At 41.3% G+C, this 26232-nt stretch carries 25 protein-coding genes and 1 pseudogene; 5 read left to right on the forward strand and 21 right to left on the reverse strand.

Annotation, left to right across the window (positions count from 1 at the left end):
• Positions 1-6 precede the first annotated feature (6 nt).
• From RJ47_RS16825 to RJ47_RS16900, 15 genes and pseudogenes are all read right to left on the reverse strand, one after another.
• Complete coding sequence (locus RJ47_RS16825) at positions 7-432, reverse strand: GNAT family N-acetyltransferase (RefSeq protein WP_039485473.1); 426 nt, start codon at positions 430-432, stop codon at positions 7-9.
• 720 nt (positions 433-1152) lie between these two features.
• Positions 1153-1440, reverse strand: a pseudogene (locus tag RJ47_RS16830) (type II toxin-antitoxin system RelE/ParE family toxin).
• Complete coding sequence (locus RJ47_RS16835) at positions 1437-1718, reverse strand: type II toxin-antitoxin system Phd/YefM family antitoxin (protein WP_000086647.1); 282 nt, start codon at positions 1716-1718, stop codon at positions 1437-1439. The pseudogene RJ47_RS16830 and the gene RJ47_RS16835 overlap by 4 nt, the downstream one beginning before the upstream one ends.
• A 213-nt stretch (positions 1719-1931) precedes the next feature.
• On the reverse strand, positions 1932-2219 hold the full coding sequence (locus tag RJ47_RS16840) for a type II toxin-antitoxin system RelE/ParE family toxin (RefSeq protein WP_039485476.1): 288 nt from the start codon (positions 2217-2219) through the stop codon (positions 1932-1934).
• Positions 2216-2497, reverse strand: a complete 282-nt coding sequence (locus tag RJ47_RS16845; RefSeq protein WP_039485479.1) for a type II toxin-antitoxin system Phd/YefM family antitoxin — start codon at positions 2495-2497, stop codon at positions 2216-2218. Before RJ47_RS16845 ends, RJ47_RS16840 begins: the two co-directional genes overlap by 4 nt.
• Positions 2498-2696: 199 nt before the next feature.
• Positions 2697-3095: an SMI1/KNR4 family protein gene (locus RJ47_RS16850; protein ID WP_072036338.1), complete on the reverse strand. Its 399-nt coding sequence runs from the start codon at positions 3093-3095 to the stop codon at positions 2697-2699.
• A gap of 141 nt (positions 3096-3236) precedes the next feature.
• Positions 3237-3800 carry a hypothetical protein gene (locus RJ47_RS16855; RefSeq protein ID WP_039485484.1) on the reverse strand — a complete coding sequence of 188 codons (564 nt, stop codon included), beginning with the start codon at positions 3798-3800 and terminating at the stop codon, positions 3237-3239.
• Between the two features lie 223 nt (positions 3801-4023).
• Complete coding sequence (locus RJ47_RS16860) at positions 4024-4245, reverse strand: VF530 family DNA-binding protein (RefSeq protein WP_025625190.1); 222 nt, start codon at positions 4243-4245, stop codon at positions 4024-4026.
• 563 nt (positions 4246-4808) lie between these two features.
• Positions 4809-5486: a hypothetical protein gene (locus tag RJ47_RS16870; RefSeq protein WP_156143335.1), complete on the reverse strand. Its 678-nt coding sequence runs from the start codon at positions 5484-5486 to the stop codon at positions 4809-4811.
• 129 nt (positions 5487-5615) lie between these two features.
• Entirely contained in the window at positions 5616-6023 is a 408-nt protein-coding gene (locus RJ47_RS16875; protein WP_039485495.1) for a hypothetical protein, read from the reverse strand.
• 143 nt (positions 6024-6166) lie between these two features.
• Entirely contained in the window at positions 6167-6637 is a 471-nt protein-coding gene (locus tag RJ47_RS16880) for a GNAT family N-acetyltransferase (protein WP_102949589.1), read from the reverse strand.
• A 97-nt stretch (positions 6638-6734) separates the two neighbouring features.
• The gene (locus tag RJ47_RS20705; protein ID WP_156143336.1) at positions 6735-7391 is read right to left on the reverse strand and encodes an ArsR family transcriptional regulator; all 657 of its coding nucleotides are present in this window, start codon (positions 7389-7391) and stop codon (positions 6735-6737) included.
• Between the two features lie 613 nt (positions 7392-8004).
• Positions 8005-8445, reverse strand: coding sequence for a hypothetical protein (locus tag RJ47_RS16890; RefSeq protein ID WP_039485502.1), 441 nt, complete (start codon positions 8443-8445; stop codon positions 8005-8007).
• Between the two features lie 150 nt (positions 8446-8595).
• A complete protein-coding gene (locus RJ47_RS16895) occupies positions 8596-8925 on the reverse strand; it encodes a DUF2314 domain-containing protein (protein WP_039485504.1) in 330 nt (109 codons plus the stop codon).
• Between the two features lie 147 nt (positions 8926-9072).
• Positions 9073-9543: a GNAT family N-acetyltransferase gene (locus tag RJ47_RS16900; RefSeq protein ID WP_039485506.1), complete on the reverse strand. Its 471-nt coding sequence runs from the start codon at positions 9541-9543 to the stop codon at positions 9073-9075.
• Between the two features lie 920 nt (positions 9544-10463).
• Here RJ47_RS16900 and RJ47_RS16910 point away from each other — a divergent pair.
• From RJ47_RS16910 to RJ47_RS16920, 3 genes are all read left to right on the forward strand, one after another.
• Complete coding sequence (locus RJ47_RS16910; RefSeq protein ID WP_039485509.1) at positions 10464-11813, forward strand: tyrosine-type recombinase/integrase; 1350 nt, start codon at positions 10464-10466, stop codon at positions 11811-11813.
• 138 nt (positions 11814-11951) lie between these two features.
• Positions 11952-12815: a hypothetical protein gene (locus tag RJ47_RS16915; RefSeq protein ID WP_039485512.1), complete on the forward strand. Its 864-nt coding sequence runs from the start codon at positions 11952-11954 to the stop codon at positions 12813-12815.
• A gap of 11 nt (positions 12816-12826) precedes the next feature.
• The gene (locus RJ47_RS16920) at positions 12827-13597 is read left to right on the forward strand and encodes a hypothetical protein (RefSeq protein ID WP_052237975.1); all 771 of its coding nucleotides are present in this window, start codon (positions 12827-12829) and stop codon (positions 13595-13597) included.
• Between the two features lie 200 nt (positions 13598-13797).
• Here the strand turns inward: RJ47_RS16920 and RJ47_RS16925 are convergent, their stop codons facing one another.
• The 3 genes from RJ47_RS16925 to RJ47_RS16935 all read right to left on the reverse strand — a co-directional run bounded on the left by RJ47_RS16925 (position 13798) and on the right by RJ47_RS16935 (position 17547).
• Complete coding sequence (locus tag RJ47_RS16925) at positions 13798-16179, reverse strand: DUF4238 domain-containing protein (RefSeq protein WP_052237976.1); 2382 nt, start codon at positions 16177-16179, stop codon at positions 13798-13800.
• A gap of 343 nt (positions 16180-16522) precedes the next feature.
• Positions 16523-17101, reverse strand: coding sequence for a hypothetical protein (locus RJ47_RS16930; RefSeq protein WP_039485518.1), 579 nt, complete (start codon positions 17099-17101; stop codon positions 16523-16525).
• Positions 17102-17253: 152 nt separating this feature from the next.
• A complete protein-coding gene (locus tag RJ47_RS16935) occupies positions 17254-17547 on the reverse strand; it encodes a helix-turn-helix transcriptional regulator (protein WP_039485519.1) in 294 nt (97 codons plus the stop codon).
• A gap of 743 nt (positions 17548-18290) precedes the next feature.
• On the opposite strand from RJ47_RS16935, the gene RJ47_RS16940 reads away from it, so the two are divergent.
• A complete protein-coding gene (locus RJ47_RS16940) occupies positions 18291-19040 on the forward strand; it encodes a hypothetical protein (RefSeq protein ID WP_039485521.1) in 750 nt (249 codons plus the stop codon).
• A complete protein-coding gene (locus tag RJ47_RS16945) occupies positions 19030-20349 on the forward strand; it encodes a relaxase/mobilization nuclease domain-containing protein (RefSeq protein WP_052237977.1) in 1320 nt (439 codons plus the stop codon). The genes RJ47_RS16940 and RJ47_RS16945 overlap by 11 nt, the downstream gene beginning before the upstream one ends.
• A 274-nt stretch (positions 20350-20623) precedes the next feature.
• Here RJ47_RS16945 and RJ47_RS16950 read toward each other — a convergent pair whose 3' ends face one another.
• From RJ47_RS16950 to RJ47_RS16960, 3 genes are read right to left on the reverse strand one after another with little or no spacing between them, the layout of a single operon-like run.
• Positions 20624-21892 (reverse strand): hypothetical protein, encoded by a 1269-nt coding sequence (locus tag RJ47_RS16950; protein WP_039485523.1) that lies wholly within the window; start codon positions 21890-21892, stop codon positions 20624-20626.
• Positions 21892-23142, reverse strand: a complete 1251-nt coding sequence (locus RJ47_RS16955; protein WP_039485525.1) for a hypothetical protein — start codon at positions 23140-23142, stop codon at positions 21892-21894. Before RJ47_RS16955 ends, RJ47_RS16950 begins: the two co-directional genes overlap by 1 nt.
• Positions 23135-26227 (reverse strand): DEAD/DEAH box helicase, encoded by a 3093-nt coding sequence (locus RJ47_RS16960; protein ID WP_039485528.1) that lies wholly within the window; start codon positions 26225-26227, stop codon positions 23135-23137. The genes RJ47_RS16955 and RJ47_RS16960 overlap by 8 nt, the downstream gene beginning before the upstream one ends.
• Positions 26228-26232 lie beyond the last annotated feature (5 nt).

Consider the following 26232-nt stretch of genomic DNA (forward strand, 5'->3'; position numbering starts at 1 on the left):
GCTTTGTTATGAGCCCGAAATCATTACGTACTGCAAGTGACCCGTTTTTTGGCCAACTTCTTCATTAACTACCTTAAAACCTTGAGATAGATAAAAGTCATAACTTGCCCTATTTTCCTTGTATACTGTAAGTCTCAACTCCTCTCTTTGCTCTTTTGCATGACTCAGGAGTTGCTTGCCAACGCCATGACCTTGACATTCAGGCAACAGAAATATAGCAGCTAGTTCATTGTCCTTTAACGCATAAAAACCCACTACATTTGAGTCTTGTTCGTAAACAAATAGCTCTGAAGCTGGAATATAAATATTTCTCATGCTTTCAAGTTCGGATTCCCAGAACTCAGGAGGAATAAAGTTGTGAGCTTTGATTGATGTTTTTAGCCAAACATGAAGAACAGACTCGATATCTTTTTCTCTATATTTTCTAATCATATTGCCAACCTCCATCGATAGATTTATGCAAGGGCTCATAACGCCGCGTTAAGTGGTGAGCAACGCCAACCACTAAACCTAAACCATTGTACCTTAAACACTTAGCCCGACTAGAACTGAAATCGCTAAGCGTTGTGAATCCGTCTTGAACGCCTTGTTAGGCGAAGTTTCACACCAGTGTTTAAGTTGTTTTGAAAGCAGATTACCCGAAAAAGAATAAGCAACCAAACACCCACTGATTTTTTGTGATTCAAGAACCACAAAACTCACTATGTTTCAGCCAAAATTCCAACGACTACGAAATGCAGACCTTCAGCAACAACGTAGGTTTTGAACCTGAGAAACCCAAAGCTGCAAACTTAAAGCGAGAATGAAAACCTCGATTAACTTGCCCTTACCACACTTTGAGCCAGTTAAACTCACAACCAGCCGACTGTGAAAACCAATGAGGCAACCCACGAAATTTGGCATGTTTAACGGCTGGAGAGATTCAAGAATTTGAGCCGACAATACCAAGTTGCCGACTTAGAAAAACGAATGTTCAAAGAGAACTAAGAAGATGAGAACAAAGAACTTTCCTGCCCGTCGCCTAACGCCCTGTTAAGGTGTGAGCAACGCTATACAAAAGCCGCCGCATACCACCTTAAACACTAAAACCAACGCATAGTAAAAATGCCACGCGTTGCGAATCACTCTTAAACAGTTTGTTATAACACAGTTTTACACGTCATCTTCCGATAAAATTTGACGACAATTACGAACTGTTAGTACGCGAATTTCGTGACTTAAACTGTAGATAATACGTTAGTGACCAAAGATGATTTCGCGATAGTTCGTGTGGGGCATTTCAGGAACAAACCGCCCCATTTCAGGCATACTTCCAAGGAGTTCAGTTTTGTCAAAAACTTCGTTTACCCACCTCTCTGCCGCAGGTGGATTATCCAAAGAAATAAACTCCGCTGCATCACCTAGTTTCTGAAGTGCTAATGGAGACCAGACTACTTTCATTTCTTAATGCGCCCAAGTACTTGAGCACGCGCATCATCATTGGAAACACCGAGACCAGAAGCTAACTGAGCTTCTGCTGTGCGCATTTCTTCCAGTAATTCGATTTTCTCTTGCATTGCTTCATACTCAGCAACATCGAGAACAACAGCAACACCTTTGCCACGTTGCGTAATAACCAATGGACGACGAGTCTCATTGATTTGTTTGATGTATGAAGCTACACCGGCACGAAACTCAGATAAAGGCTGAATATCTTGATCGAAATGAATACGACTCATATTGAACTCCCATTAGTACAGAATAACGTACAAATAATAGTTCAACTAATCCTTTTGAGCAAGAAGTTGATTCTGTGTTATAACGCCGCATTAAGGTGTGAGCAACGCTACCACCTAACCTAAACCATGCCACCGTAAACACAAAACCCAACGATGGCATGAAAAATGCCAAGCGTTGGGAATCACTCTTAAATGCTTTGTTAGAACGCAGTTTTACACATCGTCTTCCGACAACATTTGACGACAATTACGAACCGTTAGTACGCGGATTTCATGACTTAAGCTGTAGATAATACGATAGTGACCAAAAATAATTTCACGATAATTCGTATGAGGCATTTCAGGAACAAAGCGCCCCATCTCAGGCATACTGCCAAGTAGTTCAGTTTTATCAAAAACTTCGTTTACCCACTTTTCTGCCGCAGATGGGTTATCCAAAGAAATGAACTCCGCTGCATCGCCTAACTTTTGAAGCGCTAATGGAGACCAAACTACTTTCATTTTTTAATGCGCCCCAAAACTTGAGCACGCGCATCATCATTGGAAACGCCAAGACCTGAAGCTAATTGAGCTTCCGCTGTCCGCATTTCTTCCAGTAATTCGATTTTCTCTTGCATTGCTTCATACTCAGCAACGTCAAGGATAACAGCAACACCTTTGCCACGTTGAGTAATTACCAATGGACGGCGAGTCTCATTGATTTGTTTGATGTAAGAAGCTACACCTGCGCGAAACTCAGACAGCGGCTGAATGTCTTGATCGAAATGAATACGACTCATATTGAACCCCAATTGGTACAAAATAACGTACAAATAATAGTTCAACTAACAGTTATGAGCAAGAAGTTGATTCTGCGTTATAACGCCGCATTAAGGTGTGAGCAACGCTACCACGAAACCTAACCATACCACCGTAAACACAAAACCCAACGATTGCGCCAAAAATGCCAAGCGTTGGGAATCACTCTTAAATGCTTTGTTATGCATTTAGTCGTTCTTCGGGTGAAAAACTATCGTTCACAAACTTTAAGAATTCACAGCTTATAATTTTCGCTTGTTCCCAACCTAAATCACTAGAATCAACGACATAAAAGCCAGATATAACACCACCTTCAATTCTGGCCACGCAAATATTTCCATTACCATCTAAGCAAATTGGCATTGCGCCAAACATATCGTGCTTTACCCCATAAATATCTTCGCCGTATATCTCCGACAAAGAAAAGAACTGTAACTCTTTGAACCCAAAATAGACTATGGGGCCATCGGTAACACTCCACCAATTCAACATACTTTCAGGAAGAGTTATTTGAAATATAGTTTCTAACTTGTATATTTCTTCCTGATTTGCGCCTACAGGTCTATCTATAAAGTCCATGAAGCCCTCTGATGCATAACGCCGCGTTAAGTAGTGAGCAACGCCACCACGGAACCTAACCATACCACCTTAAACACAAGACCCAACGATGGAATGAAAAATGCCATGCGTTGGGAATCTGTCTTAAACGCTTTGTTATGTTTATTTTACTTCTTGGATTTTAGCTTTGGCTTTAATAATTAGATCTTTAACTTTAGATAAGTCTTCTAAGTTGTAATATGCGGCTACGCCACCAATTTTACCACTAGAAACTGCTGCCATAACTTTATCACCAGAGCTAAATGTTGAAATTTTCAGATCACCTTTTGTCGAATAATCAGCTTGAAAATCTTCAAATTTTGTTACGTCTGGCTTGATTTTAGAAATATAGTCAATGCCTGCAATCAGTGAATCAATTTCATCAAAGTCGATATAAGTTGTATGCTTTTTATCGTAACGGCCGTCTTCTTTGAAAGCTTCAATCGTAATGCCATACTCTTTCTGACCGCTAGTAACGTTAGTAAACTCTTTACTTTCTACGTTAACAAGAGTGTTGTATAAGCCATTTGCTGTACCAATTTTATGGAAACCGCGCACTAGAACAACACCAGTTTTCGCACTAAACTGCTCTAGTTTAGTTTTTGCAGCAGGAACTGTGTCCTTTAAATTGTTAGCTGAAACACTGCACGATAGAAGAGCTAGAGCAATAATAGAAAGTTTTTTCATGATAATTTAGTCCGATGTGTAATGAACCATTATTATATGGTATATCATACCTGCATTTAATGATCGATATCATGACTGTACGAATAAACATAACGCCGCGTTAAGGGGCAGCAACGCGCTGCCACCAAACTTCAATTTACCACCGAAAACACAGATGCCAAGATTTGAGCCGGAGTCGCCACGCGTTGACTGTCCCTCTTGAACGCTTTGTTATGCAACTTTTTTACTTGCAGAAGGTTTCAATATACAAGGCTTCGACCTTGTCTCGTGCCCACTGAGTTCTGCGTAAAAACTTTAATGATGATTTGATAGATGGGTTGCTGTAGAAACAGTTGATTTGAATTTCTGCATCTAAGCCTTCCCAACCATAGTGCTCTTGTAGACGCACAAGGATCTTTTCTAAGGTTAATCCGTGCAGTGGGTTATTGGGTTGCTCTTGGCTCATTTCTGTCGATTCCTACAATACTAAATTCAAAGGCTGAGTTTACCAGAGCGAACACAAATACTTTCAAATTTTTTCTACCTGAAAAGCCTATGTAGAACGAGCATTTTTTGCTTTCAAGAGGGCCTAAAAGATCAAACTTCGGACAGTTGCATAACGCCCTGTTAAGGTGTGAGCAACGCAATACTGAAGTTCCCGCATACCACCTTAAACACTAAACGCAACGCATAGCAGAAATGCCACGCGTTGCGAATCACTCTTAAACAGCTTGTTAGGCTTGTAGCACTCAGAAGTTAAAGCTTAGACCCGAAGATTGAGCTAGGTCATAAAGATATCTAGCTTTATCAAAGTCCCTATATGTTTGGTTGGTCATAAAGGAGTACGCTTTGCTGTACGAAGCATCGAAATACCTAACAATGAACTGAGATACACCTTCGATATCATCAAAATCGTAAGCTATACTAATTTGGTTTCCACCCAAGTTAATACTTACGAAATTTTCGTCATCATTATAATCCCAAACCAGTTGACCAGACTTAGTCTGTTCAATCAAACTGTCCAGCATTTCATGAATTTTGGGTGGCAACATCTAAATCTCCTCCAGCAGGATTAACTTCTTCAATCTTTTGCTTTAGTAGCAATATTTTGTCTGTTGTTTTCTTAATTTTTGCATTGGGTATAGAGTTCGATACACCTTTGGTAAATACCATAAGCTCTTGCTCTATTGTACCTAAAGTGTTTAGCTTACCAGTATCTACTTCATCTAACTCAGGCTTTAGTTTAATGCACAGTTTTCGAAAATGCTGAAATGATTTATAAGCCGATTTGTAATCAGCTGACATTAATGAATGATTAATATCATCTAGTAACGAAATACAATCACTAGTTCCTGAAGCTTGTTCGATCTTCTTTGCTTGATCTAATATGTCAGAAGCCGTTTCTCTAATAGATTTTGAGATATTGACACTGTGTATCACCTCACATACAGCAATGAGCAATCCAATTATCGAAGCCACAGTGCCTATATATGAAAGCAACCCCTGCGGTCCAGCATCACCTACTGGAACAAAGTACCCACAGAAGTAATACGCACTTACAGCAATCCCTATTGATATGAGTGTGTAAACTATTCTTATATTTAGAAATCTCATTATTCCATTCTGCCAATGTACGTTCGATGCTGATTTTACATTCTGCTTATGCAAACGCAAGCCTAATACCTTATCAAATGCTGAGCGAGCCAATACGTAAGCCTAACGCCGCGTTAAGTGGTGAACAACGCCAACCACCAAACCTAAACCATTGTACCTTAAACACTAAACCTGACTGGAACTGAAAGCGCCAAGCGTTGTGAATCCGCCTTAAACGCCTTGTTATGTTCGTAGCCTCGTATGCCACCTAGTTACTTCCGAAAGCCTACTTTCATAGACCTTATTCACAGTTGCTACATGAGCTGTGCAGTCAAAATTAAACAACACTACACGTTTTTTAATGGTTTTTACTCTATCCGTATCTACTTCAACTGTTAAACAAGCTTTCAATAACTTTGATAAGTCGATATTTTCCTTTATAGCTTCGCTTCTAAACCAAGCTGATAGCTCATTGGAAATATACAGTTCTAGCTCACCAACAATCGAATGTGAAACTGTTCCATCGAGCAAGTTAATACACAAGACACCATTGGGCAGCTCAGACAATGTTTCGAGGTCTTCCCCCATCCGCCAACCGGCAAACATTTTGGGTAGAACTTCAACGTAGTGATTAATCCTTTTTAGTCCCATATTCCCTCTAGAACATAACGCCCTGTTAAGGGGTGAGCAACGCAATACAAAAGCCGCCGCATACCACCTTAAACACCAAAACCAACGCATAGTGAAAATGCCACGCGTTGCGAATCCCTCTTGAACAGTTTGTTATGTGCGTGCTAACTGAGGTACTTTTGCCAATGTTGCTGCCCTTTCAAAACTACTCTGTAATCTTTGTAGTCCAATGAACTGTAGAGCTTTTTAGCTGCAACATTATCATCACCAACTTCTAGTGTGATTTTGAGGTAATCATTATCACGACAATACTGTTCGATACCATTCAATTGCGCCTTGCCAACCCCTTTACCGCGAAAGCTGTCCGACACCATAAAATCATGGATATTCATAACTCTTTGCGCACGATAAGTTGAGAACGATTCAAAGCAAACCGCAAAACCAGCAGGCTTATTGTCGACAAAACTGATAAATCCGTGGAAATAAGGCAACGCAAATAGCCGAGCAATTACTGAGAGATCTAGTTCAACTGAGAATCCAGACAGATACTCTTTGAACAGAGTCTCGAATATACTTTTGTCCTCAATGCTTTCTGTTTCGATACGCCTGATTGTGATTTCCATATTCATTTCCACCAAAGCACATAACGCCGCATTAAGGTGTGAGCGACGCTTGGCTATACTTAAGCGAAGCGAAAATGCCAAGCGTTGCGAATCACTCTTAAATGCTTTGTTATATTTTTATTTGCCACAAAGTGATGTTTGTATCCTTTTCAACACCCCTGACTACCAACCCCTGACTTTCTAACTTAATCAGGATATCAGCTACGACCCTAAAACTAATTGATAATATATGACCAATACCAGTCGCCGTGTAAGCATTGTTGGGATGCTCTTTTAGGTAATCCAAAATGAGCTGTTCAAAACTGTCTTCCGCAGCTGTTTTAAAGCTATTTTTCAAACTATGCCTTAGTGATTTGATTGTGGATGAGTTTAGTTCCGGAGCGTCCCGCTTAATGGATTCGACAACCTCTTCGGTTTTAGCGCTTAACACTTTCTCAATACCATTGGCTACGATGAAATTTTTTTCATCAGAATAATCACTGGGAGCATATAGAACCTGAGGCTTTTTAACTAAAATAACAAAAAATGTCACCACTATGACTAATGGGAAAAGCATCACGAAATAAACAAAGCTTTGTTGAATTTCTAATGGCAGTAGAACCAAAGCACCAGTTGCAAACGCTTCTGCTACACCTGCGAAAATCGCCACAATTGTTAAAGGATTACTAACTTTCAATTCGTACTCCACACTTGATAAAAAATATAACGCCGCGTTAAGTGGTGAACAACGCCAACCACCAAACCTAAACCATTCTACCGTAGTCACTAAATTCAACTTAAGCTGAGGTCGCCAAGCGTTGTGAATCCGCCTTAAACGCCTTGTTAGGCGAAGTTTTCCACCAGTGTTTAAGTCGTTTTGAAAGCAGATTACCCTAAACCCAATAAGCAACCAAACACCCACTGACGTTTTGTGATTCAAGAACCATAAAAGCCACTATGTTTCAGCCAAGATTTTAACAACCACGAAATGCTGACCTTCAGCAACAAAGCAGGTTTTGAACCCGAAAATGCCAAAGCTACAAACTAGCAGCAAAATCGAAAGCCTCAATTGACTTGCCCTTTCCACACTTTGGGCCAGTGAAACTCACAACCAACCGACTATGAAAGCCAATGAGGCAACCCGCAAACCTTGGCATGTTTTACGGCCAGAGAGATTCAAGAATTTGAACCGACAATCTTGAATTGCCGACTTAGAAAAACGAATGCTCAAAGAGACCTAAGAAAATGAGAACAAAGAACTTTCCTGCCCGTCGCCTAACGCCCAATTAAGGGGTGAACAACGCTTACACCCAAACCTAAAGCATTGTGCCATAAACACTAAATTTGAAGTAGATGCAAAAATGCCAAGCGTTGTGAATCCCTCTTAAATTGCTTGTTAGCTATGTACTCAACTTTTTCAATTTAGCCTCTTTAACTAGCCTTTTGCTTTCTAGTTTAGCAATCGCCTCTTGATAGTTTTTAAGGTTGTCATACCTTTTCCACCAACGATATGCTACGCCAACAAACGCAGACCAAAGAATAAGTGAAGCAATTTGGGGAATACGAAAAAGGTTTCCTAGACCAGCAAGATCAAATGCAAGAGGTATTAAGTTAGCCAAGCCGAAAAGAAAGAACATTGCAAATATTCCTTTGAAAGAGGAACGGCTCATTTCAACACTAGATTTTCTAATTTTTCCAAGATGTTCGATTTCAAAGTCGATAAGGTCAATGTCATCTTTTAGACTCTTAGCTCTCGACTTTTTGTATACTGCAACAACAAACATCACTATTACAGTCCCTAAAATACCAATTAGCAGACTTTTAAGATCCGTTCCATTCATACTATCATTTTTCCTTGAATAGCTAACGCCGCGTTAAGTGGTGAACAACGCCAACCACCAAACCTAACCCATTGTACCTTATACACTTAACCTGACTGGAACTGAAATCGCCAAGCGTTGTGAATCCGTCTTAAACGCCTTGTTATGTGTTTATTCTTCGTAGATATCAATAATATGCTCAGGACCAAATACGACATCATCACCGCATTTTAGTAATACGTTCCCATATGGATCGTTGTCCAATGTACCTACATATAAGCCTTTCTCTAGCTCTTTGACTTCCACCCACATTCGTTCAACAGAAACCCCTTCTTCGGAGTCAGGGTCAAGCATATTGAAGATAAGCTTAACAATAGACCCTAACTTAATTGAAGATCGGGCGTCAGAACTAGAAACCCAAAACGTGTCAGGATATTCTTTGCTAAGTAACTCTCCATCCTCAAGAAAATAACCATCTTTCTTATATGTTGCTAGTTCCATACTGCCTCCTACACATAACGCCTTGTTAAGGTGTGAGGCACGCAATACCGAAGCTTCCGCATTCCACCTTAACCGCTAAAACCAACGCATAGTAAAAATGCCACGCGCGCCGAATCACTCTTGAACAATTTGTTATGTAGCCGACTTTCAGGTTAGTGCCTTCTGTCCAATTTGGATTTTGGGTGCAATACCAGCTTTGCGATACAAAGCTAGAGCTGATTCATTGAAAGAATATACTTCTAACCACAGCTCTTCTCCGCCGTTAGAAATAGCCCTTTCCTCAAACGCCTCTATGAGCGCCAGTCCAACACCTTGACTTCTAAAGCATGAATCCACAACAATCAGTTCAACGCTTGCGATCTTTCGTTGTTTGAGTGTCCAAGACTTACGAGCCCATAGCTCACCAAAAACAAAACCTACTAACTCCCCTTTGCTTTCGGCTACCAGAAAAATCGACCTTTCACTTTCGATTATCTTGTGTAGGTCTATTTTTTGTTCAATTTCTTCCGGTGATAAAAAGTCATCAGGTAAATTTGCTTGATGATACTCATTAAGCTGAAACTGTAGTTTCTTGATAACACAGATATCTTCAATGCGAGCTTGGCGAATATTTAACATATATAAATCCTTTTAACTTAGCGTCCTCTCGCGGCTACATAACGCCCAATTAACGTGTGAGCAGCGCAAGCACTGAACTTAACCACTGAGCCGTAAACACTTAACTCAACTCGAAGTGAGAGCGCCAAGCGTTGCGAATCACTGTTGAATTGTTTGTTATGTTTTACCACAAACACATGATTTAATTGAGAAAGAACTGCTATTTCTAACGAGTTTTCTGAAGTAAACCACAAGGCTGAAACCAACTTGACCGCCAAAGGCGACCAACCTAAAACGTGTAATTCCACTTCCCTGCCCAATGAGGCAACCCGACCAGCAAACAACAAGCACCCTTTCTTTCCAACCAAAGCGCAAAACAATGCCGAATTGCCGAGGCAACTGCTAAACCGAAATGCTAATTGGCTAAGAACCTAGAAGCGACTTTGAGCCAGTTACACCAGAAACCAGCCACCACGACCTGACAATGAAGCAACCCGCGAACATTGGCATGTTTTACGGGTTGAGAGATTCAAGAACTTAGACCGACAATGCGGATTTGCTGAGTCTACTAGGAACGGATTGCCAGAGGGACAAAGAACTAGAGCCTAAGACATTTAAGCATTTGAAATACAAGTAAACATAACGCCCTGTTAAGGTGTGAGCAACGCAATACCAGAGCTGCCGCATACCACCTTAATCACTAAAATCAACGCATGGTAAAAATACCACGCGTTGCGAATCACTCTTAAGAATTACCAATTACGTTTCACACCATCTCATCATGCATCAGGATTCAACTTAAGTCATTGATTTAAAATAATTTAAATATCTTTCAGCATCACATCATCTCACTACATCTCACAGCTCCGACACCCCCTTGCGTACCCCTAAAACCGTTGTTAACTTGAAGGGGAACACACAAATAAACGGAGGATAACAGCATGGCTGGTATCAATAGATTAAGTAACACACAAGTAAAAAACACAGCACCAAGCGATAAAGAATACTCGCTTTCTGACGGAGGAAACCTCTACCTTAGAGTTCGCAAAAACGGCTCAAAGAATTGGCTATTTATCTACACCGACTCTAGCACGAAAAAGCGAAAGAAAATTGGACTTGGATCGTATCCAAGTATGGCACTTGCAGAAGTCCGTAAGATTGCTCAAGAACTTCGCGTTCAAATTGTAAACAACGTTGATCCAAAAGTCTTTCGAGAGAAACAGAAACTAGAGCGTGATCTAGAGAGCGGGTTGACGTTCAAAGCCGTTGCTGAACGTATGCTTGAGCGAGATGAAGCGAAAGAAACCGCAAATCGCAATGCCCTTCTTGAGGAATCCCGAAAAGAAGCTGAACTCAATGGTACAAATTTTGGCGAAAACGAAATAAAACGTATAAAAGAGCATGTGCGAACTTCCCACCGCAAGCGCTTATTTTTTAAACGTCACTTATACCCTCGACTTGGTAACTTACCACTGGATTACATAACGACTACTGGCGTCATTGAAGTAATTAAGCCACTCCAAGAAGTGGGCCAACTTGAAAACGTAAAACGTGCTTGCACACTAGCCAACCAAGTCATGCGCTTTGCTGTCAATCGCCGCTACATTGCAAGCAACTGCCTAGCTGACATTAAAGATGAATTTGCAAAGTCTAAAGTTGTTCATATGCCAGCGGTTGAACCTCATGAACTAGCGGAAGTGATGCGTATCATGTCCAAAAATAACATGAAGCTCGTAACACGATGTGCGTTTGAAATGCAGCTTCATACAATGACACGTGCCTTTGAACTGGCATCGATGCGTTGGTGCGACATTGATTTCGACAAAAAGCTTTGGACAATCCCTGATTTTTATACAAAGTGTGTGCGTGAGCACCTCGTTCCGTTAAACGAATACACACTCGGCATTTTAGAGTTCATGAAGCCGATATCTGGTGATGAGGTGCATGTGTTCCCATCAGACAAACCCAATACCAAATATCCGCACATCAGTCCTTATGCAGTCAATTCATCACTCAATCTGACTTCGCTCAAAGGAAAACTGGTGAGTCATGGGTTTCGAGGAATAGCGAGTACCTATTTGAATGAGACCACGGATTTCAAAGTAGATGCGATTGAAATGTGCTTAGCTCACCTGGACAGCAATACCACTCGTGCCTCGTACAACAGCGCAAAATACCTCGAAGAACGGTATAAAATCCACAAATGCTGGAGTGAATACATTGTTAAATCAACGGGCAAGCACTATTCAATTGCTGGGCAATATGGTCAATCAAACAAGCTCATCGCATAGTTCACTTGTCACTTAACGTTAAGCTAAGCACTTCCCTGCTTCCCGCTTAACACTCAACTAAAACCCTCAATTTTTTACAGCCTTAACGAGTTAAGGGTGCGGATTTTTGCACCCTAAATTCAGGAAAACGGAGATTATATGATGAAAAGAGATGCAAATGTTATTAAACGCCCTGTCCATTTCCCTGTGAAACCGATGGAAAGAACGGCTTATCCCGCACTCATTCAACAATGCATTGAACGTGCTGAAGCGGCGACTATCGACAACCGCGCTCCGAAAATATTGACAATGAAGGAGCAGAAGGCGCTCAACGCTTACGGATTATCACTCAACGAGTTTGGTGCCTATTTACTTCGAGTGCCAGTTCCACTGACGTTTAAACTGAAAGGGCTATCGAGAGACTGTTACCACATCGCACTAAAAACCGACATTCCTGAGTTGGCGATTGAGCGAGCGAAACAAATCAAAGCGGTCACAAAGCGTTTCTTTGGAGAGCAACGCTTAATCATTGATGAGTTAGCAACGATGGAAAAAATGACATTTACTAATCGAATCTTAATTGCGATGTACAAAATTGGTCATCACTTTAAGCCCGAGTTTGCACAGCCAAAAGAAGAGTTGTTTGATTTTCCAGAATTTGGAAATTTAGACCTCTCAAGCATCGAAGACCATGAAGAATTTCCTTATTCTGAGTGGTGGCTAGATATGCTAAGTGACAAGCTAAGCAAGAACTACTCGCCACTTCAGCTCATCACTATCAATGTCTGTCTACAGCCATTCTTCCACTATGCAAAGTCGGAGCTTCATCGCGCAGGACACACCAGTTTTCCAACGATTAAACCTAACTTGATTCAACAGTATTTAGTCACGCTCCCAGAGGGTGAGCGAAAAGAACATAGAGACTCACTCCATTTCTTCTTTCGTCATTTAAATCAAGCACGTAATAGTGCTATTCACACTCGCAAAGTGCTTAGCCCTTCGCTTTATCGCTCTTCTCTATAAGGATAACTATTATGCTTCCGAACACACTCATTAAAAATTTCATACAGGCCTTTGATGAAGGGTGGCTTTATCAAAGCAGCAACGATTTCTCAGTTCTCATGCAGCACGGTATCAGTGTGCGCGAGTTAACCATGCTCGAACACACCGTTTGCTCTTTAAGAGCGGAGCCTTACTTAACCAAGGAAGAACTCATGTATCGAGGGATAAGTAAAACTCTCATCGATAAATATCTCGGTGGTATGAATAACATTCGTGAACTGCTTGATATTCAGGGATACGGCTTTATCGACTATCTTGAGCAATATGAACTTGATTTGGACAAAGGAGTGATACTGTCGTACTACCACTACCAAACCTTTGTTGACGACATTCGTGAGCACTTTCGTGCTGATAAAGAGTGCGCTATTCCAGTTCCAGAGCTACAAGTCGAACTTAGCTCTGATTGCGCTATCAACGCGATTCCTATCCTCTATGGCAAATATAAAGCCGTGGTACCCGCTACTGACTTTGAGGCCATCGTGGTAGCGATGGGATTAATCGCAAAAGATTACAATCTCATTGCCTCTTCTAAGCATCAATCCACCCTGACGGTGCACCCATTTGGACAAGACCGTGAAATAGAAATTGAAGTTCGTTGCTTAGCCTCCCAATTCAACCAGGCAACGGACAAAGGCATTTGTGTTGTTGATGACATTAGCGCTATGCATCACCACCCATTCAAACAACGAGTGTTCGATTTTGCTTCTCTGATAAAAAGAAACGGATATACGCTCGATGAGTAGTGCTGTAGAGAGGGTCGCTCTAAATTGAGCGACCTTTTCCTATGATGCGCTACTAGCTACCAATCCTGATGTCGCAGCTAGCCCGGTAGTTCTCATATTGTCAATGTTCTCATATTGTCAAACTGTCTCGTTTCTGGACAAAAACAATTTAGCTGAGGTTTGCTCTACTAGTTACTTTCATTCAAAAAGCTTCTGATGAATTAATCTTGGATTCCAACACCATAAACAGACCGAACACTTCTGTCATACCTCAAACAGCTAGAGCGAGCCAGCAACCGCTGTACAGTAGCATCATAAAATCCACCTTCAGGACTTGAAATTCTAAATCGATCCAGTAGCAAAGGCTCAGCAGTCTGCCGCTCTAGTCGATTTGCAAAGTCGGAAGCCTGTCCAGCTAACCGGGTCAGTTGAGCAGCATTACGGTTATTGCCCTGTACCATCCGGTCCGTGGTCTTAAGCCAATTCCGAGCGGTAGAAAAAATGCCTTGAGATTTTCGGAATGTATCTAAGAACGGTTCGTCAATCGGCAGCGCATTAAACTGAGTATGAGCATCATTCCATGGATAGGACACTATTCCTTGCGCTCTATGCTGAGCTGCCATCAATTCCTGCCATCTTGAGCCGCTGTCTGTAACCAGTACAGAGCCCGTTACTTGAGCAATTAGCAACGCCATTTCATAGTTAGGCCCCATTCGGAACTGCTGGAACTGCCCACTATCTCTCAACTCGACTTGTTGAAGCATTACAAGTGGTGAAGCCTCAGCTGCCCCCTCTAATGTGTCAATTGTTTGAGTAGCAGCATCTTCGTCTAAGCCAAATTCGCTAATCAATAACTGAACTCTCGCTTCTTTGGGCATCATAGCTGTTGAGTTCAATAAGTCTTCGGTAAATAATCTGAAATGCAGCCGATGATCCTGCTCATTCAGAATCTCTTGCCGATCACCACGTTCTCTAGCCATCTCCATCATTGCTCTCATGAGAGGCATATCGAACTCGCTTGGGTCAGGAATCAGATTAACCAACCCAAGACCAATATACGGCTCCAATTGGAGCATGAACATGAAATCTTTTAAGGCTTGGTACTTGTATCTAGCTGGATTCTCTATTGGACTAAATTCTGGCCTAACATTGTTAGGATTGGTCACTGGAGTCTCAACCAAAAACTCATCAAACATGGATGCCATTGGCAATGCACTAATACCAATTGTCCGAGCATCTAGTGGACCAGTGTACAAACCTCTATACTTGCCATCAGATTTAGGCAGTAGCGAGTAAATGTCGGTTTCACGAGGCCATAATGCTGCATAGAACCCATAGATTCTCTTAATCTGGTCATCCGACAGTTCTCTCCTGACGTCCAGCCACGTTTTCCCGCTATCGAGCCCCAAAACATCACGGATGCAATTGCAAAACATCAAGTGCCGCTCTCGTATGCTGGCAACACTCCATGTTGTGCGTAATTCCTGAGGTACATCTCGACAACAGTTTTTGTATTTTCTACCGCTACCACAACCACAGAGATCGTTACGGCCTAATTGGGCTTCATCAATATCTTTATTCAGGAATTCGTTTGGTGGAGTTGTTCTGCCAAAAGCATCCTGATAGTGAACTGAGCCATCTTCAAAATGAGCATACATTTCTCCGCCATATCGGTAGAGCTCATTTTTAGGGGGTTGCAATACGTGCCTCAACTCTGCCCAATCACCAGTAATACTGCGTTCTGGATATAGCCACTCCTCTTTACCTGCTGCAACTGATTCTTTGGATCTGCTCTTGATAATATGGTTTATCTTTGTGACGTCATCAGCAGTTAGCTTACGAGTATTGATAAACTCAATTGTATTTACCATACTTCGACGCATACGATTCGCATTAGTACGTTGTTCAGTTGGATTTGCATTTTCAGGGTCTTGAGCGTATTCAAGGTTTGTCAAAATCAGGCAGCGATTTTTATCTAACGGGAAAATCGTTTGAGAACCCTTTAACGAAATATCAGGGTCATTTGGATATTCACATAACTCAGAATCAGGCGGACAAGCATAATTGTAAACGGTGATTGGGTGATCTGAGACTATGAATTTTACGTCCGAATCTTCAGCTGAGACCAACTCTCGAACGCCTTCGGCCCACAACGTACAATGCATGGTTCGTAATGACTGCATTTCAATCATTAACTGCAACTGGTTTAGTTCAGGATATTTGCTTCGAATCCAATCCAAACCTTTAGGTGTACGAAGTTTCTGAGCGTCTAAGTAGGTGAAGAAATCTTCAAAATTGTTATGCCACTGAGCCTGATCGTCTGTTAGAAATGCACGAACGGCTCTGGAACCATTATCATCGATTGGACCAAATAACTTCCGCTCTATGTCATCGTTTACTTCTTCACCGAAGAACGTTGAGTAGAGATGTTCGCCATAGAAACGTTGAGCAGGTGTATGCCATTTTTGAAATGTTTTCACCTTCAGCTCGCCATTCGGTAGCGGGAACTCCCTGCGAGTTAAATGACAGATCTGGTCATCACGCTCACTCATGAAACCTTTTTGATGCCATTGTGGAATGTAATGATTGTCTTTAGTTGCCATCTTGCCTCCGCTCTTAACTCTTTAATAAATTGGGGTTAATAACGAAATTTCAATGTTGAAAGAAGAGGTTTCTAACAAGATGGTACATCAATAATATTGGAAACATCGCTAACACGTTTTGGGGCAAAAACGTGTTTGCTAACTCATTGCACATTTACCCATGGCTCTGATTAAGTTGTCTCAATTAACCTATTCAGAGTCATAGGTTAAAAAAAGACAAAAAAATTAACCTATTGCTGAGGAGTTTTTTTGCAAAAACAGTGATGTAAGGCTCCTACCTTCTATAGACGAACAGAGCCAGCATAAGCTGGCTCGACATAAACAGATTTTAAAAGCTATATCACTAAGCCACTGGTCTCAAACCTGCAAGCTCTTGCGCATAGTTCTCCCAATACTGACATTGGTCTTTCGTCATCAGAAGTGGATGAGATGCTACTTTTGACTGGATGACCTCCCCACCTTTCAGATAATACTTTCCACACCAGCAACTAAACCGATCGTCAAAAAATGACACCTCAAAAGTCAGCGCTGGATTTTGCTCAGAGAGTTTAAAAAATATCTCAGCGGGAAAACCATTGATGGTTTTAAACTCAATCGGCTCTAAAGAGAGGTCATGACTTTCTCCAGCGGCTTCAAATCGTCTAATGTTGATAAATGTTTCCATTTCAACTGGAAAGTTATCGACTTTTTGATTGTATGCACGATATGGAACCCAATGACCAAATGCGTTCGACTCAGCGCCCCAATGCTTAATCATCCACTGGCGCTGCTGTTCATTATCTGCTCCTTGAAGTGAAGCTGGCATAGGCACGATGTAGTTAAAATCGAGGCACCCCATATCATCAACGATAGTCGAGTAGAGTGTGCTGCGTTCGGTGTCCGCACCAATGATGGTGCAAATAGATGTCGTTCTTGAAGACATGTTATATTTTCCTTTTTATTATTGTTTTATTTGTCAGCCCAGAGGTGCACGGCATCTGAGAACTAAGATACGACTTAGCTCTCAAAATATGTCTTGCACATTGACTAAACTGAGTCTGCCTTATACGGTATTGTACAGGTCAGATTTTTCGATTAGTGAAAGTCTATTGCCTGTAAAAATGGCGAAGTTTGTTTTAACTGGTTACGTTGTCTGAGCAAGTCTTTTACAACAAGCTTATGATCTCTATCTAGTGCACAAGCAATGAGAAACGCATCAATTTCGTGTGACATAAAGCCGATAGCCTTACCTCCTCCGAGTTTAATCGCGGGCGGGAATGTCCCCTCTTTGATACGCCTGTGAAGTGTCGCGTTGGATAAACCTACGCGTTCAAGTACTTCCGACTTTCTTTCTATTTTTAAAATGGGTTGAGTTTGATTAAGCGCCATAGGACGCCTCCGTTTATTTTTATTATAGGACTCTATGAGCCGTTGAATTTAGAATAACAACAACTCGAAACTCAGATCAACATAAAAATGCAATATTGTCGAAATTAAATATTCACAACATATATATTTAATCAGACATAAAAACACCCACAAATACCAAAACCTAGTAAATACCAATCCAATTTCCCATATTACAGCTCAATAATTACGTATGAGACCTTGTGATAGTAGTACGCACTTCAACTGCGTCACTCGACATATTCAGTGCGTGATACGACAATGCCCCATCTTCCCCATTTAGTTATACATAACGAAATGGTAATGAATACTCGCACTGGAGCGTGTAATATGTCGAGAGCATATGATATCAAGTGATACGTAATGATAGGGGGGCGCATTTGCAGTGCGTCAAACGGCAGTTCTTGTGCGTCACAAACCATTTCCTTTGCTTTATTCGTCAAATGCAATGCCTCGTGCGACAATTGAACTATTTCTCGATATATATAATCATCAACTATTTATTTAAATCACCACACTTCCATTTCGCACAAATATATGAATATAATAAAAACACAATAGAACAAAAATAGTAACAAGCTGGTATCGCGTGTTATTATTTGTTCCAAATAAAACACACGAAAGCATGCCTCGCTATGCTAGGTTGCGCTAACAGCCTTCGGCGTTATCGCTTGAAAACACAAAACACTCTAAATAATTAAAATAATAAATAGAGAATTTAAAAAATGGATATTAATATCAACACAGTCGCAGCAACTGTCATTCGCTGCACATCTAGAAAACATAAACAAATACTATCGGCATTCATTGAAAGTCACAGCTATTCAGCAGATGAGTTGACTACACTACTCGCAGGACTGTTACCCTCGCCGATTGAATCTGGGGTAGCCATCGCTTCACACCAAACCTTTATTTCAGAGCTTTCTCACGCTTTATATCTCCACCAACATCCCAATGACGCCGATAAAAATGAGCTGATGAATGCACGCAAGTTAATTCGTATCGTTCAGGCGAATTTTAAAAAACAACGAAAAAGTGACAAAGAGCTGTATTGCAAAGCAGTGAAAACCAATCTCACTGAAAGCGAATACCAGCAGTTACTTGAGGTCATGCACAGCTATAATTATAAATCAGTGAGTCGATTCCTGAGAGAGGTCATAACTCAAAAACTCACAGTCAAACCTCAACGCAGTGATGAAATCACAGAGTACTTTAAGCAAACAAAGCGCATCGCCACAGTGATGGAGTCACTCATTGACGAAGGTAACCCTGCGTACGACCACGAAATAGCCCGTCAACTGGGTGATGCTCTGTATGAACTAAAACAGAATTTACAACTCACCCGAAATCTAGCTATCGACGCTCATAATTCTCAAACCGCCGAGCTGTTGGCCATGCAATTTTTGGACAGCCGTACGTTGCGTGAGCTTTACCGCAACAAGCTAGAAGTGGAGAACGCCAGTAATGATATTTGAGGAATTACAATGTAAGAATCATAAACAAACGGTGCATGATGCCACGCAATTAGTTCGATATAGTGCCAAGCAAAGTGACGATGTCACACTGCTGATCGAGTATTCTTCAAGTCACTCCAAGGGTGACAAACTCGGGGGAACATCGCAGTTTATCTGCGCCAATGAAATCGCTTCGGTTCCCCTGAATGCAAGAAACCAAGATGCCCGAGACATTGATTGGAGCCGTGCGATTGCTGAACTGCAAAGCGCTCACCTAGCTAACCCTAATACGAAACAACCCTTCCGCCATTTTGTTGTCTCCCTCGCAGAGGGGGAACAGTTACCCCTAGCCCAATGGCGAAACGCGATCAAAAAGCTGATGAATCATTTAGGGTATGAGCATGCTCGTTTTATCGCTTTTAAACACTCAGACACAGACAATGAGCATGTTCACATTATCGTTTCAACCACCGATTTGCTGACAGGTAAAATCATTTCTAGCTGGCAATCGCACCTCAAAGCTCAAGAAATTATGAGGGAGCAAGAAGTTACGCTAGGGTTACAAACCGTGCAAAGCACAGGGGAGCTCCACTCAAGTTACGATACTGATGTACAAGGCGAAAAAGAGAAAACGGTGATTCGTATGATGAGAAGAAAAGTGGATTCGGCGATTCGCACTCTCCCTTCTGCTTGCTCGTTGGCTCAGTTTGAAGTGGCACTTCTCAACCAAGGCATTGAAATCGAACTCATTCCCGACAGCGCAAACACTCAATTTAAAGGTATCGCCTACCGATTTCATCAATATCGCCTTGCTGGCTCATCTCTACGCAGTGGTAACAAATACACCTTAGGCAAACTCATTAAAAATGGTGTGATGGATGCCAAGGCTCTATTTATCGACAACTATAATAAGCACGATGAAAATATGGAACAAGCTACGGTTCATTTTAACAAAATTCGCAGTCTGGCAATTAAGCACGCTGAAAAACTAAAAGCGGACATCGAAGCATACGAGCATCAACAATACCGTTACCTCCTCTTTTCATTTGCTCGAAGCCAAGAAGCGGCAATGGAAGCTGAAGTGGAATACTGGTTTGAGTATGCCAAACGTATACGCTCAACCCGAGACAGAGCGGTGGTGAGGGCTATATATGAGTGTGAAAAAGCGATTTACCACGCATCTGGAACGATGAGTAAAATGTTCTACCATGTGATCATAACCCTATTAGAATACTCATTAATTAACCGTTGTAGGCTAACAATAGCTCCAAACACAATAAGCCATCAAGCCCCTATACAGTGCCAAAGTGCTTTATCCAAGTTCACCTGATTAAAACAATGGAAATACCGCACTTATTATCAAAATTTGGAGGCGATGTCCTCTATTGTTAAGACAGGGCGACCGCACGTATGTTTAATATTTGAGCTAATAGAGTGGCTTTCTTTTCAACGAGGTTTCGGCGTTCAAATGCCACTCACTCATTGCTCAACATTTACACTCCAATTAAGCAAATAACGTTCTCGCGCTCCCCCTAACCGCTAAGGGCAAAAGACTATAAATAAATTTAAATCAACCACTTAACTACAAAAAAGCTTTAAGATTATTAGGAATTTCGATTCTTCAAGTAACGTTTGAATGGTGGCCAAACCATAACAAAAACTGTCGCCAAAGTAATCAAGCCAGATAACGACCAAAACACTGAGTTCATCTGCTCGTCTGTTAACGCCATAATCGTCGCAATGGAACTTGCAGGAACAAGTAAAGCTGCTACAAGAGACACTAACAAAAGCACAGTATTTGATGATTCTTCTCTCTCTTGCTTCCATAGCGAATGGTTATGTTCTAGCTCAACAAACGTACCTTCTTCTATCTCTGACAGGTTTGCTTGGCTACAAAAATATTCGTATAACTTTTCTGCAAAGGGGTATGTAGATATATGGGCAATTTTATACTGCCTTCTAAAATTGGAAATACGCTCATAAAGCGCACCTCGACGCTTGTGACTACAAAGCATCATTTCGTCCTTAAATCGATTCAAGATCGTTCTCTGGCATACTACAGCAGCAAAAAGGTCTAAGTAATAATTATTGTTAGATAAATTCCATTGTAATGATGATTCTTCTGGGGTTTGATCAACGAATACCAAGCGATTTAAATTGAATTGGCATCTCCAATCAGCCCAGTAATCAAATTGAGTTTCTATCTGCCTTTGCTTCTCGCTCGCTGAAAGTTTATACCTTGGATCGTTAACGTTTATTCCAGCACTTAACTCACTAACGCAAATCGTTTCTTTTGATTCAAAGTTGGTGACTTGCTTAACCCAAGTACAATTCACCAATTCATGTCCAAATGTATCTTCTCCATAGTGGGTATCTTGATCTAATGAAATATCTAAGAGCTCACTAATATGCTGTTTCAATCCCTTAGTTTTCTGCCCAGATCTCATCCATTGACTTACTTTGTGCTTCTCAGTCTTTGGCTCCCATTGGAATACGCTTCTGTTTAGCTTAGATATGCTATCGGCACTAAATGTCAAAGGAGATTCATAGTGTATGTAAAGTAAATATATCTCCCCCAACTCCAGAAGTTGCAATTTGGTGATATTGACCTGATGACCGCAATCTAATAAAGAACTGTTTGCAAGTGTAAAAAGCGGCTCTTCACCGTTTGTTAATGTAAAGCGCCCTGATTTCAAGGGTCTAAGTAAATCAGCACTTGAACGTGTATAAAAACGTCGTACATCTTTGATCTCGCTCGTACTAAGACCTTTTGCCCAATGACTCCAACCTGCTGAACTAATTATCTGAGAAAACGCCTTTTTGGAAATGAAAAGGGGCAGCAATCCCCATCCTTGCCACTTGTATTCAGTCATTAATCTGTAACCACTTCTTGTTGAGGTAACGTTTTACTTACTCTTGTAATTGAATATCGTTCAGCCAGCAAATGAAGCTCCGCGACATCCTCGTGAGATATTGTATTCTCAATATACTTAGTAAGTGTTGGATAATCCCTCTCGTCTCTGGGTGTCGCCATATACGCATCGCACATTTCAACGTAGCGTCTTAATTTAAGAGCATCGTTTTGCAAAGAACCTTCATGCAAATAGTATCGGATAGTTAAGCCCGATAGGTTTGAGGATTTTCCCCAACCCTTTATACCAACAGGCTTAGCAGCTAAGTTATCTGTGCCGCACATGAGAATTGCTTTCTGACCTGATTCTAAGTTTTTTGACAGCCACTCTGGGTTGGCTTTAGTGATATTAACAATAGGAAGTCTAAACTCGTCTAACATCACTTGCCCTTCCCCAAAAGAGAGCTTTTCTCTTTGGAAAAGTTCATTCAACTTTGCAACAATGTCACCGTCATTTAATGCTGTGATGGATTCCAATATTTCTTGGAGATTATATTCCAAACAGGTTTTACCAAACGCGACAATGGCTCTTTCCGGCGAATGCCGGCCAATTAAAAATATCTTTGTTTGAAGGTAGCCGGATGAATACCCGACCACGTCACCAAACGCTATAGCTTCATCGGTAATACCGAGCGAACGTTTGGATTCGACTTTAGACAAATCCAAGCCTTTTAAACTGACAAGCTGACTTTCTTCCAAGATATGATTCGACTTAACCTTACGAGTAAAATCATTGCTTCGGATTTTGTCTAACTCCGTGTAAGGCAGCTTATACGCTTCTCTGGGAAGGAGTTGTTCTGATACAGCGCAATAGCGAAATGCTCGCTGAACGGTTCTGATGGGAACACCATGCTCTAGCGTTTCTTCACCAAGCTCTGTAAGCTTAAGCCGCTCACCTTCGAAAGCGATGAACGATCTTCCTGACATTTCACTTAGGTGTTTCATCACCAACTTTTCAGCAAGTCCAGTTAAAGTAACTATAGATTTGACTGAACTGATTCCCTGTCCAATGAGTTTAAATATCATCAAATCGATATCACTAAGCTCTTCCCTACTACGCTCTTTAACCAAGATCTTCACGTTTAAAATAGGTAAGAGATTATCACGCACATAGAAGAGAGTTTCACCTGGTTGAATGTGAGAGCTCAGCACCTCACCATAACTCTTTAATACGTTGAAATAAGGGTTACTATTCGTATTCTTCCTAGCCATTTTCACTCACCAACGTTTTATTTGTACTGTGATTAATTGTGGTAGTTCGTTTAGTCGAAGATTTGCCGTTTTGAGGACGTTTGACAGTTTTCGCATCTGGCAAGAAACGCACTGCTTGTAGCAGAGCACCTTTTTGATGACATTGTTTTTTCAGCAGGACCATCGCCTGCTTAAAGCCAGCATCATGAGCTCCCTCTCGTTCGGCACCTTTGGTTAAAGTCTGAGAATCGCCTATCATTATCAGCTGTTTTTTTGCTCTTGTTTGAGCAACGTTTAATCTGCGCCAATCAGATAAAAAGCCGACTTTTCCTTGACGATTTGATCGTGTGAACGTGAATATGATGAGATCCCGTTCTTGTCCCTGGAAACTGTCCACTGACGCAACGAGTTCGTTTAATGGCATGGTAAGCTCTGTTAGATTTCCACGCTTTTGCTCTTTGCGTATCGCTTTCTGAATTGCCTTAACATGATTCGCATAAGGAACGATCACCCCAATTTCTCGGTTTTCAGCTAGATCCGGCATTTCTCGGATAGAAGATTTAAGAAGCTCGATAACTAGCTTTGTTTCACAAACATTGTCTTGAACTACAGCTCGACCGTCTTCTGAAGTTGCCTTCTCAGTTTTTTCCTCTAGCCATGTAGTATCTATCCAGATCATCGGTTGCGGGCAATATGATAGTAATGGTTTCTTTTTATCCATACCAACGCCCGCAAAGTACTTACCTTCATAAAAGGCATCAGAAACAAAGTCACTAATCATTGAAGGGCAACGGAATTGCGTATCCAACATGATTTTTCGATCATCTGGCGCGGCATTCCACAGATGTTCAAACCAACTTAGACGATAGAGATCTTTATAATCTCCAAAGTCTTTCGCTTCAATTTCTTCGAGAACTTCATCGCTAACCACTGGAGGTAGTTGTTTATGATCACCAACCAGAATAGCCTTATTAGCACGAGATAAAGGTACGATTAAATTGTGTAGTTGAATTTGACCTGATTCATCAACAATCACAACATCAAAATCTAACTCTCTAAACAGCGCTTTGGTGTTGATGCCAATACACGTAGCACCAACCACGTTAACGTTCTCTATGAGGATCTTATACAGTGCTTGCTGCCGCTCCGTTTTAAGCTTGTTAAACCATTGGGTTAGATTACTATGAATACTGGAAACCTTACTTAACAGCTCATCAATTTGAACCAAATCTAGTTTAGTTACCCTTTCGGCGGAGTTGCCCGGAAGCTCAATTTCATCAATAAGTGGAGCTACCTTTTTAAAATAGCTATCAACAGTATCATTGCATATATGCAACAAGCTTTCAGTTTCTGCTACCGCTTTTTCAGTATTTGCAATTGACGAGATTGTCTCGATTCTGGCGTTAACCAGTGCACCAGAAGTTTGATTTGCTTTTTCGATCTTTTTCTTGACTAAGTTGGTCTTCTTATTGTTTAACCAACGCGACACTGATTTGAATATTGGCCATTCTTTTTGTTCTATTTCAGTCAACTGGATGTTCAATCGACGTATAGCATTGTCCTGAGAAAGTATGTCAGACTCGGTTTCTGTTAATCGCTCTTTCAGTGTCTTCAGTAAGTTAGCACAATGAATATGATCGCTTTGCGCCTTTTCAGATCGCGCCATGTGCTCAAGGATTTCATTCCTTTTAGCAAGTAGCTCTCTTATATATTCCAACTGCTGTTCGAGATTACTTAGCGTCTCATCCCCAGCTCCAAACATACGTTCCTGAAGTTCGGCAGCTTTGTTGTCTAAAGTAATATCCTCCAGACAAGAACTGATCTTGTTCTCATTGCCAATTCTTAAACATTCAAAGTCATCTTCCTCTGCCAGACGCTCAAGAACATTGTCAACCGCTTTGTTATTTTGCGATGTCACCAATACACGTTTTCCTTGCGCAGCAAAATACTTGACCCATTGAAGGATCACAGTTGTTTTTCCCGTACCGGGAGGGCCTAGAACCAGTGCGTAGTCATCACTGCCTGCTCCACTATTTATAGCTTTAACTTGCGAAGGTGTCGGTGGAAATTTACTAGGTGGAACGGGAACACTTACCGGTGTCAGCGATTTATGTTGATATACACCAGCGGCTAATGGCAATAACCACGGATTTTTTGACCCTTCAGATTCCAAAGAATCAACAACCGCATTTCTTACCTTCTTGAGTGTTGGTAGTGCGGCGATGGTAAGTAGAGCTTGAGCCGGGATCTGGGAGTCCAGCGCTTGCTTCTCTATACTGACATGGATGATCGGTTCATTCTCTATAGGATTCAGATCCGCGATTTCCATCAACACGTCAGTAGGTTCACGCATCTCATTGAGCATTTCGAGTAAAGTCGGTTGTGTCTCAAGTAAACGCGCATAATCAAGCTCATCAATTGTTACTTCATAATGAAGTCGATAGGTCGTCCTCTCACTCCTGGCAGTTATAGATGTCGCTTCAAAGGGCATGCATTGTTGCGCAGCGATTCTTTCCAATTCGTATTCTGAATCAATGAAACAGCGAAGCACATCAACCATCTCTTGCTCTTCAAAAGAGAGAGTGTCTTCTGGCTCTTCTGCTGGTTCAATTTCGTCACCATCAACATTCCATGGAGAATTAATAGCACGAAGAAGCTCTGAGGCATACTCTCCGGACTTAAACCAGCTAGAACTGTTTTCCAGCCCTGAGCCAAATTCTCGTCCGGTTAGGAAATCAACACCCTCAAACTCCAAAAGTGTCCCTTTTTCCAACATACGTTGACGATCCTGATTGTTTGCGAAATACAGTCGACTCAGCCAAAGTCGAGGGTTACTTTCACTTTTTGCAACGTTGATAGTGACCTTATATTTCCCAATTAATAACGTAACGATGACGGAATCTTTATCTTTCGGTTTAAAAGAAGAGATCCACCCTCGTCTCGCTGTTTTAAGTTGGCTTATCACCGAATCTTGACTGCCACCATTGTCAGGCCAGTTTTTATCTAGGTAGTTGTTTTCCAATCTGTAGAGTAACGGTAAGACAGATTGATACTTTGCCATTTTCTCCTCGGGCCAAAAAGGAACCGTTTGGTTATGAGCCGACATGACAT

The organism is Vibrio sinaloensis (assembly GCF_000808535.1).
In the GTDB taxonomy this organism is placed as follows: domain Bacteria; phylum Pseudomonadota; class Gammaproteobacteria; order Enterobacterales; family Vibrionaceae; genus Vibrio; species Vibrio sinaloensis_D.